At 45.0% G+C, this 15,417-nt stretch carries 18 protein-coding genes; 5 read left to right on the plus strand and 13 right to left on the minus strand.

Annotated elements, in window-relative coordinates:
* Nucleotides 1-35: 35 nt before the first annotated feature.
* From MHI53_RS21565 to MHI53_RS21605, 9 genes are all read right to left on the minus strand, one after another.
* A complete protein-coding gene (locus MHI53_RS21565) occupies nucleotides 36-1,256 on the minus strand; it encodes a hypothetical protein (RefSeq protein WP_340372253.1) in 1,221 nt (406 codons plus the stop codon).
* Nucleotides 1,257-1,284: 28 nt separating this feature from the next.
* On the minus strand, nucleotides 1,285-2,118 hold the full coding sequence (locus MHI53_RS21570) for a hypothetical protein (RefSeq protein ID WP_340372254.1): 834 nt from the start codon (nucleotides 2,116-2,118) through the stop codon (nucleotides 1,285-1,287).
* Nucleotides 2,115-2,801 (minus strand): ABC transporter ATP-binding protein, encoded by a 687-nt coding sequence (locus MHI53_RS21575; RefSeq protein WP_061142689.1) that lies wholly within the window; start codon nucleotides 2,799-2,801, stop codon nucleotides 2,115-2,117. Before MHI53_RS21575 ends, MHI53_RS21570 begins: the two co-directional genes overlap by 4 nt.
* Nucleotides 2,798-3,178: a GntR family transcriptional regulator gene (locus tag MHI53_RS21580; protein ID WP_061142688.1), complete on the minus strand. Its 381-nt coding sequence runs from the start codon at nucleotides 3,176-3,178 to the stop codon at nucleotides 2,798-2,800. The genes MHI53_RS21575 and MHI53_RS21580 overlap by 4 nt, the downstream gene beginning before the upstream one ends.
* Before the next feature lie 163 nt (nucleotides 3,179-3,341).
* On the minus strand, nucleotides 3,342-4,163 hold the full coding sequence (locus tag MHI53_RS21585) for an SDR family oxidoreductase (RefSeq protein ID WP_340372255.1): 822 nt from the start codon (nucleotides 4,161-4,163) through the stop codon (nucleotides 3,342-3,344).
* Between the two features lie 83 nt (nucleotides 4,164-4,246).
* Nucleotides 4,247-4,999, minus strand: coding sequence for an AAA family ATPase (locus tag MHI53_RS21590; protein WP_340372256.1), 753 nt, complete (start codon nucleotides 4,997-4,999; stop codon nucleotides 4,247-4,249).
* Nucleotides 5,000-5,041: 42 nt separating this feature from the next.
* Entirely contained in the window at nucleotides 5,042-5,554 is a 513-nt protein-coding gene (locus MHI53_RS21595; RefSeq protein WP_340372257.1) for a GrpB family protein, read from the minus strand.
* Nucleotides 5,555-5,655: 101 nt separating this feature from the next.
* Nucleotides 5,656-6,156, minus strand: coding sequence for a hypothetical protein (locus tag MHI53_RS21600; RefSeq protein WP_340372258.1), 501 nt, complete (start codon nucleotides 6,154-6,156; stop codon nucleotides 5,656-5,658).
* A 41-nt stretch (nucleotides 6,157-6,197) separates the two neighbouring features.
* Entirely contained in the window at nucleotides 6,198-6,536 is a 339-nt protein-coding gene (locus MHI53_RS21605; protein WP_340372259.1) for a hypothetical protein, read from the minus strand.
* A gap of 191 nt (nucleotides 6,537-6,727) precedes the next feature.
* On the opposite strand from MHI53_RS21605, the gene MHI53_RS21610 reads away from it, so the two are divergent.
* Nucleotides 6,728-7,231, plus strand: a complete 504-nt coding sequence (locus tag MHI53_RS21610; RefSeq protein ID WP_061142680.1) for a VanZ family protein — start codon at nucleotides 6,728-6,730, stop codon at nucleotides 7,229-7,231.
* Nucleotides 7,232-7,342: 111 nt separating this feature from the next.
* On the opposite strand, the gene MHI53_RS21615 is transcribed toward MHI53_RS21610, so the two are convergent.
* Entirely contained in the window at nucleotides 7,343-7,912 is a 570-nt protein-coding gene (locus tag MHI53_RS21615; RefSeq protein ID WP_061142679.1) for a dihydrofolate reductase family protein, read from the minus strand.
* A gap of 417 nt (nucleotides 7,913-8,329) precedes the next feature.
* Nucleotides 8,330-9,127 carry a molybdate ABC transporter substrate-binding protein gene (gene modA / locus MHI53_RS21620; protein WP_340372260.1) on the minus strand — a complete coding sequence of 266 codons (798 nt, stop codon included), beginning with the start codon at nucleotides 9,125-9,127 and terminating at the stop codon, nucleotides 8,330-8,332.
* Between the two features lie 157 nt (nucleotides 9,128-9,284).
* Between modA and MHI53_RS21625 the strand changes: the two genes are divergently transcribed.
* Nucleotides 9,285-10,190 (plus strand): helix-turn-helix transcriptional regulator, encoded by a 906-nt coding sequence (locus MHI53_RS21625; protein WP_061142676.1) that lies wholly within the window; start codon nucleotides 9,285-9,287, stop codon nucleotides 10,188-10,190.
* A gap of 58 nt (nucleotides 10,191-10,248) precedes the next feature.
* On the opposite strand, the gene bioB is transcribed toward MHI53_RS21625, so the two are convergent.
* On the minus strand, nucleotides 10,249-11,241 hold the full coding sequence (gene bioB / locus MHI53_RS21630) for a biotin synthase BioB (RefSeq protein ID WP_340372261.1): 993 nt from the start codon (nucleotides 11,239-11,241) through the stop codon (nucleotides 10,249-10,251).
* Nucleotides 11,242-11,282: 41 nt separating this feature from the next.
* On the minus strand, nucleotides 11,283-12,455 hold the full coding sequence (gene bioF / locus MHI53_RS21635) for an 8-amino-7-oxononanoate synthase (RefSeq protein ID WP_340372262.1): 1,173 nt from the start codon (nucleotides 12,453-12,455) through the stop codon (nucleotides 11,283-11,285).
* 292 nt (nucleotides 12,456-12,747) lie between these two features.
* Here bioF and MHI53_RS21640 point away from each other — a divergent pair, with 292 nt between their 5' ends.
* The 3 genes from MHI53_RS21640 to bioA are packed head-to-tail and all read left to right on the plus strand — an operon-like array spanning nucleotide 12,748 to nucleotide 15,397.
* Nucleotides 12,748-13,332 (plus strand): biotin transporter BioY, encoded by a 585-nt coding sequence (locus tag MHI53_RS21640; protein ID WP_340372263.1) that lies wholly within the window; start codon nucleotides 12,748-12,750, stop codon nucleotides 13,330-13,332.
* Nucleotides 13,311-14,018 (plus strand): dethiobiotin synthase, encoded by a 708-nt coding sequence (bioD, locus tag MHI53_RS21645; protein ID WP_340372264.1) that lies wholly within the window; start codon nucleotides 13,311-13,313, stop codon nucleotides 14,016-14,018. The genes MHI53_RS21640 and bioD overlap by 22 nt, the downstream gene beginning before the upstream one ends.
* Entirely contained in the window at nucleotides 14,015-15,397 is a 1,383-nt protein-coding gene (bioA, locus tag MHI53_RS21650) for an adenosylmethionine--8-amino-7-oxononanoate transaminase (RefSeq protein WP_340372265.1), read from the plus strand. The genes bioD and bioA overlap by 4 nt, the downstream gene beginning before the upstream one ends.
* Nucleotides 15,398-15,417: the final 20 nt, after the last annotated feature.

Below are 15,417 nucleotides of genomic sequence, written 5' to 3' on the forward strand. Positions count from 1 at the left end.
AGGTCCCTTCATTAATGAGGGGACCTTTCGCTTCATCATTTAACTTCCAGGTTATTTATGGAAAACCCAATTTTTTGTTCGTTCTTTTTATCGGCTGCATGCCTGACCGTTTCACCTTCATATAAAGTCTTTCCGGTCTTTAAATCGGCAATCAGCAGCTGGGCAGGTTTATTTGTTATAACGTATTGATCCACTTCGTTGCCTAATAGGATGTACACACGCCCGTTCTTAACTTCAACGTAGCTTTGTGCTTTTTTATTAACCGCTAAATCCAGTTCCATGTCATTCGTTAACGCTTCACTGCTTAAGTTAAATGTCTTCAGATGATACTTGCCGGATGTGGCATCAAGTGTGTATAGGTTTTTTCCATCGGTATAACCGGATCTTGCGATGTCAAAATTGAGCGATTCTTTCTTGGCACCCTTAATCGTTGTTAATTTTTCCGTATCATACTGGTAAGAGTACAGCTTGCTTTCCTTTAGTTTAACCTCATAATCACGTTCCTCATGATTTACGCCTTTAATGAGAGAAAATAATACCATATTACTTGGCTTTGAAGGTGATGTATTCACCGGCATTTCAAAGTCCACTTGATTTGGGTACGTAAAGGTTTCGGAGGCAAGGGTTCTGTCGCTCACAACCTTTTTCTTGGCTAAATCGATTGTATACAGATGAATCTCTTTCGTTTGCTTATCATCGTTCGAGTTCATATCATTCATCGTCAATACCTGCAGCTTCGAATGGATCAGCTGCACATCCCTGACTTCGGTATTCATTACTCTCTCTTGATCGAGAACGTCGATGCGGAAGGTCGTTTCATCTTCGCCTTTCTTCTCCAATAAACCGATATCGAACTCCGCTTTCATTTTCCCGCTCTTCGTATATTCGCTATTCACGGATGCGTAAGCGAGGAAATCATCGTCTTCATAAAAGGAATCGATGATGTCCTTCCCGCGCATGAATGAACGATGTTCCTTTATCAATCGTTCAATTTGAGCATCATTTCTGTCAGACCAGAAGGACCTATCACTGTCATATATGGTTCGATTGGATTCAATGCTCAATGGTTCATAAAATCCTCCATTTCCAAGTGAAGCATTTACTCTAACCGGAGCAAGCTCTTTAACGCTGCCTTCACTTGTCTTGAATGTATACGTCGGCAAGCTTGAAGCGGAGGAAGCTACTTTCACATAATAAGTCCCGATGCTTAAGAGGACAACCAAGCTGATGATGATGCTGCATAAATAACGTTTCACCTTGTTCACTCTCCTTTTTTGTTTGTTTTTATACGGTTACGCGGTTCTTCAATAACCATGAACCAAGCCAAATCGATAACCCTGTCACGATGATTCCCAATGTGAGCAGAAGACCGAATAATTCATTCGAATAGAAATGGAAGGTTCCACTTTCATGTATGAAAACAGGAGTTAAAAACAGCACAGCGGCAACACCGCCATACACCAGACCTAATAGAATGCCTTTCATGCGGAAGCTTCGTTCAAACATGATTGCGGTGAATAGCACCGACATGACCATAAGGCCAATGCAATAGGAAAACAGGAAATCTTTGAAGGTGGTTGGCATGATCAGCGTCAATACCTCATTTGCCTTCGCTATGGAGAAGATTGACCTTTCCATGACTAACAACGATTCTGGCACGCTTGAATTGAATAGCGCATTTTCCAGCGGTAAAAGGATCATCTGCCAGGCGATCAGTCCCAATACCATCAGGAAGATGGCCGTAGCTTTGGAAAGATAGAGTGATAATCTGGATGTCGGTAACATCAAGAGGCGATAGATGAACGTATTCTTGCCAAACCAATCACGATACCAGATTAAAAAAATGTAAAAAATAAGAGCAACGGCGCTTAACGCGATCGGGCCTAGAAACCAAAGGGTATTGGCGATATGGGTAAAATCAATGCCGCCATATTGACTAAGGTAAGCGGCTTCCGTTAGCTTTTCCTGCAGCATGGTTTCCTTGGCATCATTAATAAGGCTCTTGGTTACGATCAGCACCCCGGCAAACTGCGAAAGGACGGTGATCAGCAATAGAGTAAGATAAATTTTACTAAAACGGTTGATTTCGAAATTGACTAGCTTTATATAACGCATCATGCTTGATACACCTCTCTCATTACGTCGACTACCGATTTCCCTTCTTCTTCACGCATTTCTTCCGTATTGAATTCCTTAAGCACCGTCCCGTTATCCAATAAGATGACCTTGTCGATCAGATGCTCGATATCACCGATTTCATGGGTCGTGATGATGACGCCCCTGTCCTCAATGAGATGGCTCGCAAAAACATTGGCGATCTGCTCGCGGCTGAATATATCGATTCCCGAAAACGGTTCATCCATCAGGACATAATCCACGTCAAGGGACAGCCCGAGCATCAAGTTAAGCTTAGCTGTATTTCCTTTGGACAATTCCGAAATGCGGCTTTCTTCTTTCAGCTTGAAGAATTCAAGTAATTGCAGGGCCCTTTCCTGATTCCATGAATGATAGAAATCCTCCATGAACACCATTGCCTGTTTGACCGTCATTTGCGGAAGCATCGTCGGAGCGTCCGGAATGAAGGTGATTTTTTCATAGCTGTCCTTTGTCATTTGTTGACCATCGATCAGGATTTCCCCTTTATAAGGTGTCAAGCCCATGATCGCTTTGAGTGTAGTCGTTTTTCCGACACCATTTATCCCGATCAGACAGGTGACTTCGCCTTTATTGGCGGTAAAGGACACACCATCCAATATTTTTTTGCGGCCATATTTTTTGGAAACTCGTTTTACCTCGATCATTTCCCTTCCTCCTCCCTGATTTCTTCCGAGTATTTTTCTTTCACGACACGAAGCAACTCATCGACTGGCACATTAATCGGACGGATCGCATCGACAAAAGAATCGACGGCTTCCAAGATTAGTTCCTGCCTCACAGCCTGTAATACGGTTTCATTCGTAGTGATTTGACTGGGAAAATTACGTTCAGTATGAATCAAGCCCTGTTCCTCCATTTCTTTATACGCTTTTTGTGCAGTATTAGGATTTATGTTCAATGTAGCAGCCAGCTCTCTTCGGGAGGGAATCTCCTGTCCAGCCACGAAGTTGCCGATGGCTATTTGCTCTTTAAAATGACGAACGACTTGTAAATATACCGGTTCCCGGGTATTAACGTTCATAAAACCACCTCCTATTTGTGTAAAGTCTTATTAGCTGCGATGCGTGTATGTACTATGTAGTTCATACACTTTATAGATGTACTATACTCGTAATACACCTTCCCTGTCAACATTATTTTTTTCAGCAAAAACCCCGAATGCCAGGCACTCGGGGTTTTTGCTGCTATTTCAGTGTGTCTGCACTATCCTTGACAAATTGTTCAAAGGTAATGGGGGCATGTCCCAATATAGTATGTAAATCTTTTGTCACCCGCTTCGCGAAACCGATTTTCGCGGTCGTGTAAATCCCCACCATTACGACGATTTTGTCATTACTCATTCCTTTTTTTCGGTATGTTTTCCAGAATTCAAGAATGCTTGGATTGGAATAAGTGAAGCTTTCCCCTGTTATCTCACTGAATATTTCGGCTACCTCTTGATACGACAAGGCTTCGTTTCCAGTTAAGTCATAAGCTTTCCCTCGATGCTCTTCCTGTATCAACGTCTTCATGGCGGCGACACCTATATCACGGACATCAATGAAGCTCGTTTTCCCTTTGCCCGCCGGAACATATATATCATGTTTCTCCCTTAATTCTTCACCATGCTCCGTAAGCAGGTTCTGCATAAAGAAACTCGGGCGCAGAAATGTATAGGGGATATTGGATTCCAAGATGACTTTTTCAATTTTGGCATGAGGGACGATTTTGTTTTTGTCCGCCCCGAGCACGGAAAGAAATACGATGTGTTTCACATTCTGCTTGACCGCCTCTTCTATGAACGGACGAAAATACTTATTAACATCAGCAAGATGCGGAGGGCGCATCAAAAAGACGGAGTCGATTCCCTGTAAAGCCCCGGTAAACGAAGAGGCATCCTCAAAGTTCAAATAACGGTCACCGTGACCGCTCCGATGGCTTGCCGTTACGAACGGAATACCTTCGGATTGCAGCTCCCTCACTACTTCCTTTCCTACGTTGCCGGTCGAACCTGTAATTAAAATCATGTGTTTCACCCTTCCTATGATCGGCAAAAATGGGTATCATGGTGCTAGATTTTCCATGGACGGACTAAAATATGTGACGATATTTATTGAAACAGGTGATGCAGCAGCCGATCTTTATCTTCAAAAAACTGTTTCATTAACAAATAGTGCTCTGTTTCCTCCAGTGCCACTTCATTTATTCCAGACTCTGTAATTTGGAGGATGTTTGCATCTGGATACGCCATGAGGACCGGGGAATGGGTGGAAATGATGAACTGGGACCCTTGATTGACAAGCTCGTTGATCCTGGCGAGCATCGACATTTGCCTTAATGGTGACAAAGCAGCCTCAGGCTCATCAAGGATATACACCCCATTGCCTTGAAACCGCTCTACGAAAGCCGCGAAAAACGATTCACCGTGTGATTGTTGATGCAGCGACTTTCCACCGTAGGAATCAATGATTTTCGGCCCAAGCGACTCCCTGTCCAGTTCTTCTATATTCGTGGCTAAATTATAAAAGGTTTCTGCCCTAAAGAAAAAATGGTCCTGCGGTTTATACACGCCCTTTTTCAAACGGAGGTATTCGTCCAAGTTGGAGTGCGAATCATAATTGGAAAAATTGAAATTCAACGTCCCGCCCTCTGGATTGAAGCCATACGCAATCGCAATTCCTTCAAGCAAAGTCGACTTCCCCATGCCATTTTCCCCGACAACATAGGTTACATTCGGATGGAAAGCCAATTCTCGAAGATGCTTAATAACCGGCAGATTAAGCGGGAAAAAGTCATAAGAAGAAATGCACTCCCGATTCAGGTACATGCCCCTGATGTATTGTGTATCATGATGTAACTTCATCTCAGTCACCTCCTATTCCAAAAATCTTTTTCAAAAAACTTCTCAGTCACATCCCCAACGTTTCGCCCTTTCATCAATCATCTTGATGAACGCATTCTTCCCGTTGACGTATCCCATGATATCCTCCGGGAATTCGGCAGCCAACTGTCGCTTGAGCTGACTATACGCTTCGGCTTCATCCTGGTGCGCCAGCATATAATCCCGAAAAGCAAGATGCCTGGCAACATCCTCATGACCCGCTTGAAACATATGCACATGATGTGACCGCTCATCCCCGCCTTTACTGAAAAACCTTCGCCCAGCGATGCCATTCTCTCCCCTTGCCTTATAGCCAATCCTTCCCATCGCTTCATTAAATCCAGCGACATGATCGATGTTCCGAACCACTGCCAACATATCTATGACAGGCTTGGCGTGGATGGCCGGAATGGCCGTACTGCCAATATGAGATACTTCCATCATTTCAGCGCCGAATATGTCCCTTAAACGTACGCATTCATCCTGGAATAATCCCCCCCACTCCTGCTTATGTGCAACGACCTCGACTTTTCTCATAGAAACCTCCCTTTCCGTCCAACGATGCTGGTCATAGGTTTGGCTTTCGTCTGTGCTTGGTAGCCTGTTCATAGGCATGGGCGAGTTTTATTAATCTCCCATCACTTTTCATCACGCGACCAGTTGACGAGTGGATCCTGAGCACTTGGTTCATAGTAAGTGCCGTCATATATTTTTTCCGCTCCGGTCATTTTATTCGTTCGAATGACGGTGTATCTTCCTTTATCATAATTCTTCGTAAGATAATAATGCCTCTGAGAAAATCCTTTTGCGGGTCCCGCAAATGTGGATGTATAGTTGGATTCCTCCGGCTTATTCAGGCTCTCCCTCACTACCGCTTGAATATTAAGCGGAGTATTCTCAAGCTTGGCATCCATGCGGACGTGGATATCCTTTGTCTCTACCTCTCCTGATGGGACGGATGTTATTTGGATCGTTTCGTGGGTTCTTTCAGAAAATGACTTCGTGATGCTATAAGAATACATGATTTTCATCGAGCTAATATTGCCTTTCATTTTGCTGGCGAAACCAGGCACGGCAAAACTCATAAGAAAGCTGAGCGATATGCATGCCATTAGCAGGGTAAGCGAAATTTTCTTCATATATCCCCTTTTCTCGACTATGTATTTGTTACCCAACTTCTTCATTCAACCTGTTTCACTTCTTTTGGAATAACCCCAAATTTAGCGATTAAAAAAAGGGCTAGGAAGCTAAAACAGCTAAAACTAGTATTCTCGCTTGTGAAGATTCCAGCCGGCATCATCCGTAATCCTAATAATAGATTCAACATATAGAAAACAAGGAAACCCGCATAAGATAGGCATGCCAAATCGTTTCCGATGACGATTCTCCTGTAAGAAGCATGTCCGTTGCCCTTTCCGCCCCTGATTCTGACGCATTGCCCCATTTGTCTAAAAAGACCATATGTGAAACCAACCACCAAAAAAAACGCAAGCAGATAGTCCATGATCGCTTCCTCCACTTTATCCCTCCTTAATAAAAGGGTCGATCTTAATAAAAATATTAACAATCATTGGAAAATATTTCAATTGAATCTTTTTGAACGATTGATTTAAGTAAATAAAAGTCTCATATCTCTTTATCTAGTTATATTTTCATTTTTTGAAATAAAGGGTAGAATTGTATTAAATCATATTACTCTAGGGGTCCAGCATGAAAATATTGGTTAAAGCAGTCTTATCATTATGTATGTTTCTTTATCTATTGATCCTGACAAAGCTAATTCTGTTCAAATACATCTCGATCATCGATATCAATGATCATATTCGAATCAATTTCAATGGGCGCTATTGGGGTTCCCATAACTTCATCCCTTTTAAAACCATTTTCCAGTACATCTTCGTAGAGAATATCAACACATCCATCCGGATTGAAAACATAGCCGGCAATATCGTTGGGTTCATACCTTTTGGCTTCCTGCTGCCTTTACTATCGAAAAGGATATCGCGGCTTCGATCAATCGTTTTTGCCACATTCGGTTTAAGTTTCACCTATGAGGTTCTTCAGCTTTTATTTGTATTAGGCAGTTTTGATATCGATGATTTAATCCTGAATACGCTTGGCGGGGTTATCGGATACTTGCCGATTAAGCTGGTTCACATCTTCATCAAAACGAAAAACAACCGGCCCATTCGCGACCATGCCCCAGGAAAATGAATGGTTGCCTATTGATTTTCAAGACTCCTCCACTATCCATTTTTATAAGAAAGATGGGAAACCCACTATGTGACGGTTTCCCTTTCTTCTTGAAATAACTTTATCCTTATTTTAATGGCCATTCCCCTGGTAAATGAGTTGCACGACACCGGATGCGAACGTTCTTGTATTGACCCATTTCAAATCCACCCTCTGTTTTATATCAATGAACATCGGTTTTCCTTCTCCCAAAATAACAGGGTGGATCGATAATCTGAACTCATCCACAAGCCCTAAATTCATGAAGGTTGTAATGAGGCTGGCTCCGCCATACAGCCAGATGTCTTTACCAGGCTTATTCTTCAATTCATTTACTTTTTCCAAAATATTTTCATTAATGAATATTGCTTGATCATCCGACTTCATTTGTGTTCTGGAAAACACATATTTCTCTTTCCGATGAATCAAATCCCAAATTTCTTTTTCCGCCTCAGCGTCTTGCGTCTCAGGAATATACTGTCCCCATAAATCGTAGCTTTTCCTGCCATATAAAATGGCATCGATTTGATTCAGGAAATTCGTGAACCCCATATCAGGGTCCATGATGCACCAGTCGACTTCGCCATTTTTCCCTTCGATAAAACCATCTAAGGTAACGGCTAAATCTAAAATCACTCTTCTTCGTTTCCCGTCATTGGACATCATTCTTCCTCCTTTTGTCATTCAGATATCGCTTCATCTGCCCCATTGAATGAGCTGCACACTTACCGAACTCGAATATCCGTTCTCATTTAATTATAACAAGTAAGGAGGGACGTATCAAACATCCCCCGTTTCCTATAAACGAGCCAAAAAATAAAAAAATGGCCCTGAAAGAGCACTTCAAAGCTTCGAAAAAAGAACGACTGATCGCCGACAGGTTTGGACGGTTCGGTCTTAGACGTTTCGTTTCGATGAAGTTACCCAGGGACGGTGCCCCCTCGAGTGTTTCCCTTGGGCGGGTTCTTCCAGCGGTGTTTCATACTCCGTTCCAATCGGCTTTGACGAAAAAGCCATAATAAAAAGCCCCCAAATTGGCGGCTCTTATTAGAGAAGGAGTGGATTTTTCCGGCTACCTGCTCATCGATTCAAATCTTCAAATCCGTATTTTTCAAAGGTTTTCATGGCTGCCGGCGTTTGGAGGTAGTCATAGAATTGTTTTGCTTCTTTGGCATGTTTTTGGTCATTGATCAATCCTGCCGGATAGATGATTGGATCGTGCAGATCTTCCTTGGCCGTTGCGACCATCTTAACTTTAGATGAGCTAAGTGCATCCGTTTTATAAACGAGACCAGCATCGACATTTCCCGTTTCCACATATGTGAGCACTTGTCTGACATCCTTGCCGTATACGACTTTGCCTTCAATTTCTTTCCAGAGTTTCATGTTTTCCAATGTTTGTTTGGCATACTGCCCAGCCGGTACAGACTCGGGCGTACCGATGGATATTTTATCTGCCTTGGTGAGGTCTTCGATCGATCCCAATTGCTTATCGGAATCCTTCGGAACGACGAGCACCAGCTTATTGCCGACTAAGTCGATCCCATTTTTCTCATCGATCAGATCTTCATCGACTAATTTTTCGAATTTATCTTCCGCGGCCGAGAAGAACAGGTCCACAGGTGCCCCTTGGGAAATTTGTTGCTGAAGCGCTCCTGAGGCCCCAAAGTTATAATGGACCTTCACATTTGGGTGGTCCTTTTCAAAAGCTGCCTTTATATCCGTTAAAGCATCCTGCAAGCTAACAGCTGCGGAAACCGTCAATTCGACTTGATCGCCGTCTTTTTGCGGCTTGTTTTTCCCTTCATCATTCGAACAGCCTGTACCGATCAGCACAAGCAGCATGATGGCAAAAATCAAGAAATGTAATTTTTTCAAAACCAATCTTCCTTTCACCCTATTTATAACTAGTTATATCTAATTATAACTGGTTATAAATAGTATAAAACGGATTTAGGCTTTTAATCAATCCCCCTTTCTTTGACAATTTACTTTTGAAAGGTCACTAAGCTACAATGTGGAGGGAGGGATGCACATGCACAAAGAGCTATCCTATACAATCGAAGAAGTCGCACAGCTATTGAAAGTATCTAAATTGACGATCTATGATCTTGTTAAAAAAGGGGAACTGCCTGTATTCCGCGTTGGCAGGCAAATGAGGATGGATGCCAAGGACTTGGAGAAATATATCGCCGACAGCAAGTCCCCAGCCTATTCAGCGCCCGAGGCAAAAGATGCCTCCCCCCTTGTCATCAGCGGGCAGGACATGGTGCTGGATTTACTTGGGCAGTACATCGAAAAAAATTCCGGCCATAAGGCATTGCGGTCCCATAAAGGAAGCTTAAACGGACTGATTTCCATGTACAATGGCGAAGCCGATATCGTGAGCTTGCATATGTTCGATGGTGATACAGGAGAATACAATCTTCCTTATATAAAAAAAATCTTGGTTGGTTATCCCTACATTTTGCTTAACCTCCTTTCAAGGAAGGCAGGCTTATACGTAAAAAAAGGGAATCCCTTCAACCTCGCCTCGTGGACGGATTTAACCCATGACAAGCTGACCTTCATCAATAGGGAGAGGGGGTCTGGCGCAAGAATCCTCCTTGATGAGCAGTTACGGATCAACAAGATTTCTGCTAAAAGCCTTAAAGGCTATGAAAACGAGGAAACCAACCATTTAAGTGTCGCATCGGCCGTTTCATCCGGGGCTGCGGACGTGGGTGTTGGAATCGAAAAAGCGGCTAAACTGGTTGGCGTCGACTTCGTTCCATTGATAACGGAACGCTACGACCTTGTTATATTAAAAACGTCAACAAACGAGGATCTCATCACTGCCGTCAAAACGATAGTAAACTCGATTCCGTTTCAAGCGGAAATCGATGCTTTAGGTGATTATGATATTTCGCGGACAGGCTCCGTCATTCACGAGACATTTTAAAGAGGAAGGCTACTGCATCAGCGGCCTTCCTTTTTTCTATCCGTGAGATCATCCGATATTAAAGGGCACATTCTTCAATTTCAAACCCCAGATCTTCGATGATGCCCCAATCTGCAGTCGGTTCTTGACCAGCTGTCGTTAAATAATCACCGACAAAAATGGAATTGGCCGCGTAAAGGGCCATGGGCTGCATCGAACGGAGGTTGATTTCACGACCGCCGGCGAGACGGATTTCTTTACTTGGATTAACGAATCTCATCATTGAAATCAATTTCAAGCATGTAGTGGGGGTCAGCTCGGACGTTCCCTCAAGCGGCGTACCGTCAATGGCATTGAGGAAATTACAAGGAATCGAGTCCGCATCCAGACCGCGGAGGGAAAGGGCGATCTCCACGGCCTCCTTTTCGGATTCCCCCATACCGAAAATGGCACCCGAGCATGGTGACATGCCTGCTTCCTTCACAGCTTCGACTGTATCCACCCTGTCCTCATAGGTGTGCGTCGATGTAATTTTGCCGTAGTTTTCCTGTGATGTATTCAGGTTGTGATTATAGCGATGAACCCCGGCAGCTGCCAGCTTCCCGGCATGCTCCTCATTCAGGAAGCCAAGGCAGCAGCAAATCTTAAGATCGGTCGTTCCGCGGATTTCCTTCACGGCTTCAATGACATGATCTATTTCCCTGTTGGTTGGACGCCGCCCTGAAGCAACGATGCAATACGTACCCGCTTTACGGCGGATTGATTCTTGCGCACCCTCGACAATCTTCTCTTTCGTCAGCCACGCATATTTCTCGATTGGTGCCTCGGAGACGATCGACTGTGAGCAATAGCCGCAATCTTCGGGACATAAGCCCGATTTCGTGTTGATGATCATATTCAATTTGACCTTATTCCCATAATGATGCCTGCGGATGAGGTAAGCAGCATTCAAGATTTCCAGAATTTCTTCATCTGGGGCTTGTACGATGGTTAAAGCCTCTTCGGCCGTCACTTTGTACCCCTTGATCACGCTTTCGGCGAGCACCTTCCAATCAATTGCTAATGTTTCCATATCCAATTCCTCATTTCGTTAACTTTTATAGCGGGCAGCCATCATGTCCCTATCCTCTTTATAGTGGAGCGGATTGCTTTGAACGCAGATATCACGTGATCGATATGTGGCTCCCGGTGTTCGGCCATTAAGGTGAGCCGAATGCGGGAAGTTCCAACCGGCACTGTCGGGGGGCGAATCGCTGGTGCATAAATTCCGTACGTATGTAATTCCTGCGAAAGGAGTGTGGCTTGTTCCGGTTCCCCGCAAATAATGCCGATAATTGGCGTATCCCCCCCTGTCACCGTGTACCCTAAGGAGGTTAATTCGTCATAAAGCCGCCGACTCATGTTTTGAAGGCGCACTCTGCGTTCAGGTTCGGTCAGGATGATATCGACCGCAGCCAATGCACTGGCCACTACACCTGGCGATAATGCGGTAGAGAAAATGAATGGTCTGGCTTCATTTAAGAGATAGTCTATCAACGACTTGCTTCCGGCAATGAACCCACCCTCCGCTCCGATCGCTTTGGATAGTGTCCCCATCTCGATATCCACCTTCCCCTTCAATCCAAAATGCTCGGACGTTCCCCTGCCATCCTTGCCCAGCACACCAGTCGCGTGTGCATCATCCACCATGAGTAAGGAGCCATAACGTTCGGCAAGATCAATGATGCCAGGAAGTGGAGCGATATCGCCATCCATCGAGAAGACGCCATCGGTCACGATCAAGGTTTTCTTGAAGCCCCGATTGCTCTGCAGCTTCATTTCCAAATCGGCTAAATCAGCGTGGCTGTATATCACCGTTTCCGCACGTGATAGACGGCAGCCATCGATGATGCTCGCATGATTCCTTTCATCCGATAAAATGAGATCGCCCTTGCCTACTATGGTCGTCAATACGGCCATATTCGCCATATATCCCGTATTCATCACGATCGCCGCTTCCGTTTGCTTGAATTGTGCCAGTTTTCTTTCGAGGTTCCCATGGATGATGGAATGGCCAGTGGTCAATCTTGAGCCTGTCGAGCCTGCCCCGAATCTTGCGGTCGCCTGTACCGACGCCTCCATCACTCGTTGATCTTGGGCAAGTCCTAAGTAATTATTGGAAGCGAACATCAACATTTTCCGTCCATTCACCAAAGCCTGTCCATCTTCTTTCAGCGTTTCAACCGATTGTAATTGCCGATATAGTCCCTTTTCTTTTAATGCTGCCAGTTCCTGATCCCAAATCATCCTGCATGCTCCTCATCACTCACCGATCGTCCAATCATAAACGAACCTCCCAATCTGGTTATATGTTAACCTAAATATAATATAGTTAACACATTTACGAATAATATCATACAACCACTATATTTTCCAAGCACAAATTCTCACTATTTTCCTTTATCCCCTTTTTAATCGCTACGCATCAAGGTTTTATATGTTAACTAAATAATAAATTAGTTGACATATAAAATATCAATCAGGCAAACTAGTAGTGGGCATTTTGCCTGCCCATTATTTAAAAAAGGAGATGATTGACTTGAAAGCAAGATCGATTTCTTATGTAGCCCTCTTTACTGCGTTAACGGCAATTGGCGCCGCCGTTAAAATACCTGTCCCTTACATACCATTCACACTGCAGATTCTGGCGGTCTACTTGGCAGGCGCATTGCTTGGGCCCCGGCTTGGGTCACTCAGTATATTATGCTACGTCGGGATCGGACTCCTCGGGGTGCCGGTGTTCGCGGAGGGCGGGGGATTGGGGTATCTATTCAAGCCCACTTTCGGCTATTTGCTCGGATATATCCTTGGCGCCTATGTCAACGGATGGCTGATCAACCGCTTCAATCTCTCGGCGATCCGTTCCATTTTCCTTGCCAATGTTGCGACATTGCTGACCATTTACTTAGTCGGCTGCGTCTGGCTGTTTGGAGCAATGAAGTGGATGGCCGAAGCGCCGCTATCCCTTTACCAAACGTTGCTTTATGGTTTCTTCATACCGGCACCCGGTGATTTATTGCTGTGCATACTATGTGCCGTCATCATCAAGCAAGTACGTCCGCGCCTATCAAGATATATCAACGTTAAGGAGCTGAATCATCCATGGGCCAAGCCTACTTTATAACCGGAACCGGAACGGATATCGGGAAAACGATCATCACCAGTGCCCTTTACCTATCCCTTCAAACATTGGGGATAAGCGTCACGATTTTCAAGCCTTTCCAAACCGGAATCAATGTTGAAAATCATACATACCCGGACATTTCCTGGTTCGAGCAAGAACTCGGTGTTAAAAATCCAGGATTCTACACCCTTGAGCCTGAAACCTCACCGCATTTGGCGATTAAATTGACGGGAAGTCCAATCGATGAGAAAAAAGCCGTGGAAAGGGTCCGTGAGCTTGAGGGCCTGTATGACATCGTTCTCGTCGAAGGTGCAGGTGGATTGGCAGTACCGCTCATTGAACGGGAGGATGATTTCTATATGACGAAGGATTTCATCAAGGATTGCGAGATGCCTGTCCTATTCGTATCGACATGTGGATTAGGTGCGATTCATCAAGTCGTGACGACGCAATCCTATGCCCGCACCCATGATGTTACCGTTAAAGCGATTGCTTATAACCATTACCGGCCTGAGAATCTGATTCATCGCGACAATATCGAAACGATTGAAAAACTGACAGGTCTCAAGCGGCTTGCCTGCCTGCCCACTTTTGCCGATGTCAGAAAAGACTTGAGGACCCAAATCCTTGAACTCCTTGGCGACCAAGGATATATCCAACAACTGAAAGAGGTGTTCCATGCATGAACCATATCGAATTAGAGCAATGGGATAAGGAGTATGTCTGGCACCCATTCACCCAAATGAAAACGTATCGCGAAAGCAAGCCATTAATCATCGAGCGCGGTGAGGGCAGCTACCTGATTGATGTGGATGGCAATCGCTATCTCGACGGCTATGCATCCCTATGGGTGAATGTCCACGGCCATAATGAGCCGGAGCTCAATGGCGCCCTTATTGCACAAGTGAACAAAATCGCGCACTCGACGCTGCTCGGATCTGCCAATGTTCCTTCGATCTTGCTGGCAAAAAAACTGGCGGAGATCACACCCGGACATTTATCCAAGGTCTTCTACTCTGACACGGGATCTGCGGCTGTCGAAATCGCCCTTAAAGTCGCCTATCAATATTGGCAGAATATCGATCCAAACAAGCATCGGCATAAAAACAAATTCGTCTCCCTCGACGAAGCATACCACGGAGATACCGTTGGAGCTGTAAGCGTGGGCGGCATGGACCTGTATCATAGGATCTTCAAGCCCCTCTTATTCGAACGCATCTCCGTCCCTTCGCCACATGCCTATCACATGACCGAATACGGAGATCAAGAAGCGGTGAAAAACCATTGTCTGAATGAACTGGAGAAGCTGCTGCAGCAGCAAGCCGCACAAATTGCCGGATTGATCATCGAGCCGTTAGTTCAAGGAGCGGCAGGCATCATCACCCATCCAGATGGCTTTTTGAAGGAAGTCGAAATGTTATGCAAGCAGTATGATGTCCTTTTGATTTGTGACGAAGTGGCCGTAGGATTCGGGCGTACCGGTACGATGTTCGCCTGCGAGCAAGAAGATGTCGTCCCGGATATCATGTGCATGGGCAAAGGGATCACTGGCGGCTATATGCCGCTTGCGGCGACCATCATGAATGATCGGATTTTCCAATCCTTCCTGGGGGAGCGTGAGGAGCATAAAACCTTTTATCACGGCCATACCTATACAGGTAACCAGCTAGCCTGCGCACTGGCGCTGAAGAACATCGAACTGATGGAGGAGCGCGGACTCATACATGACATCCAGAAGAAAGCCAGGCAGCTTACAAAAAAACTGCAGGCGCTATACGAACTTCCCATCGTCGGCGATATCCGCCAGCGCGGGCTGATGATAGGAGTGGAAATCGTCAAAGACCGCCATACGAAAGAAACGTTCTCGCTTCAAGAGAACGTCGTTTCCGGAATCATCAATAAGGCACGGGGAAATGGCCTGATCATCCGCGAACTTGGCCCCGTCATCACGATGATGCCGATCCTGGCCATGTCGGAAGAAGAATTGAATGCCATGGTCGACACGGTTTACCGCTCGATACAAGAAGTGGCCATCGAAAAAGGATGGCTCCCAGCCACTCATTGAAAAACCATAAAGAACCGGAA

Source organism: Peribacillus sp. FSL E2-0218 (assembly GCF_037992945.1).
Taxonomy (GTDB): domain Bacteria; phylum Bacillota; class Bacilli; order Bacillales; family DSM-1321; genus Peribacillus; species Peribacillus simplex_B.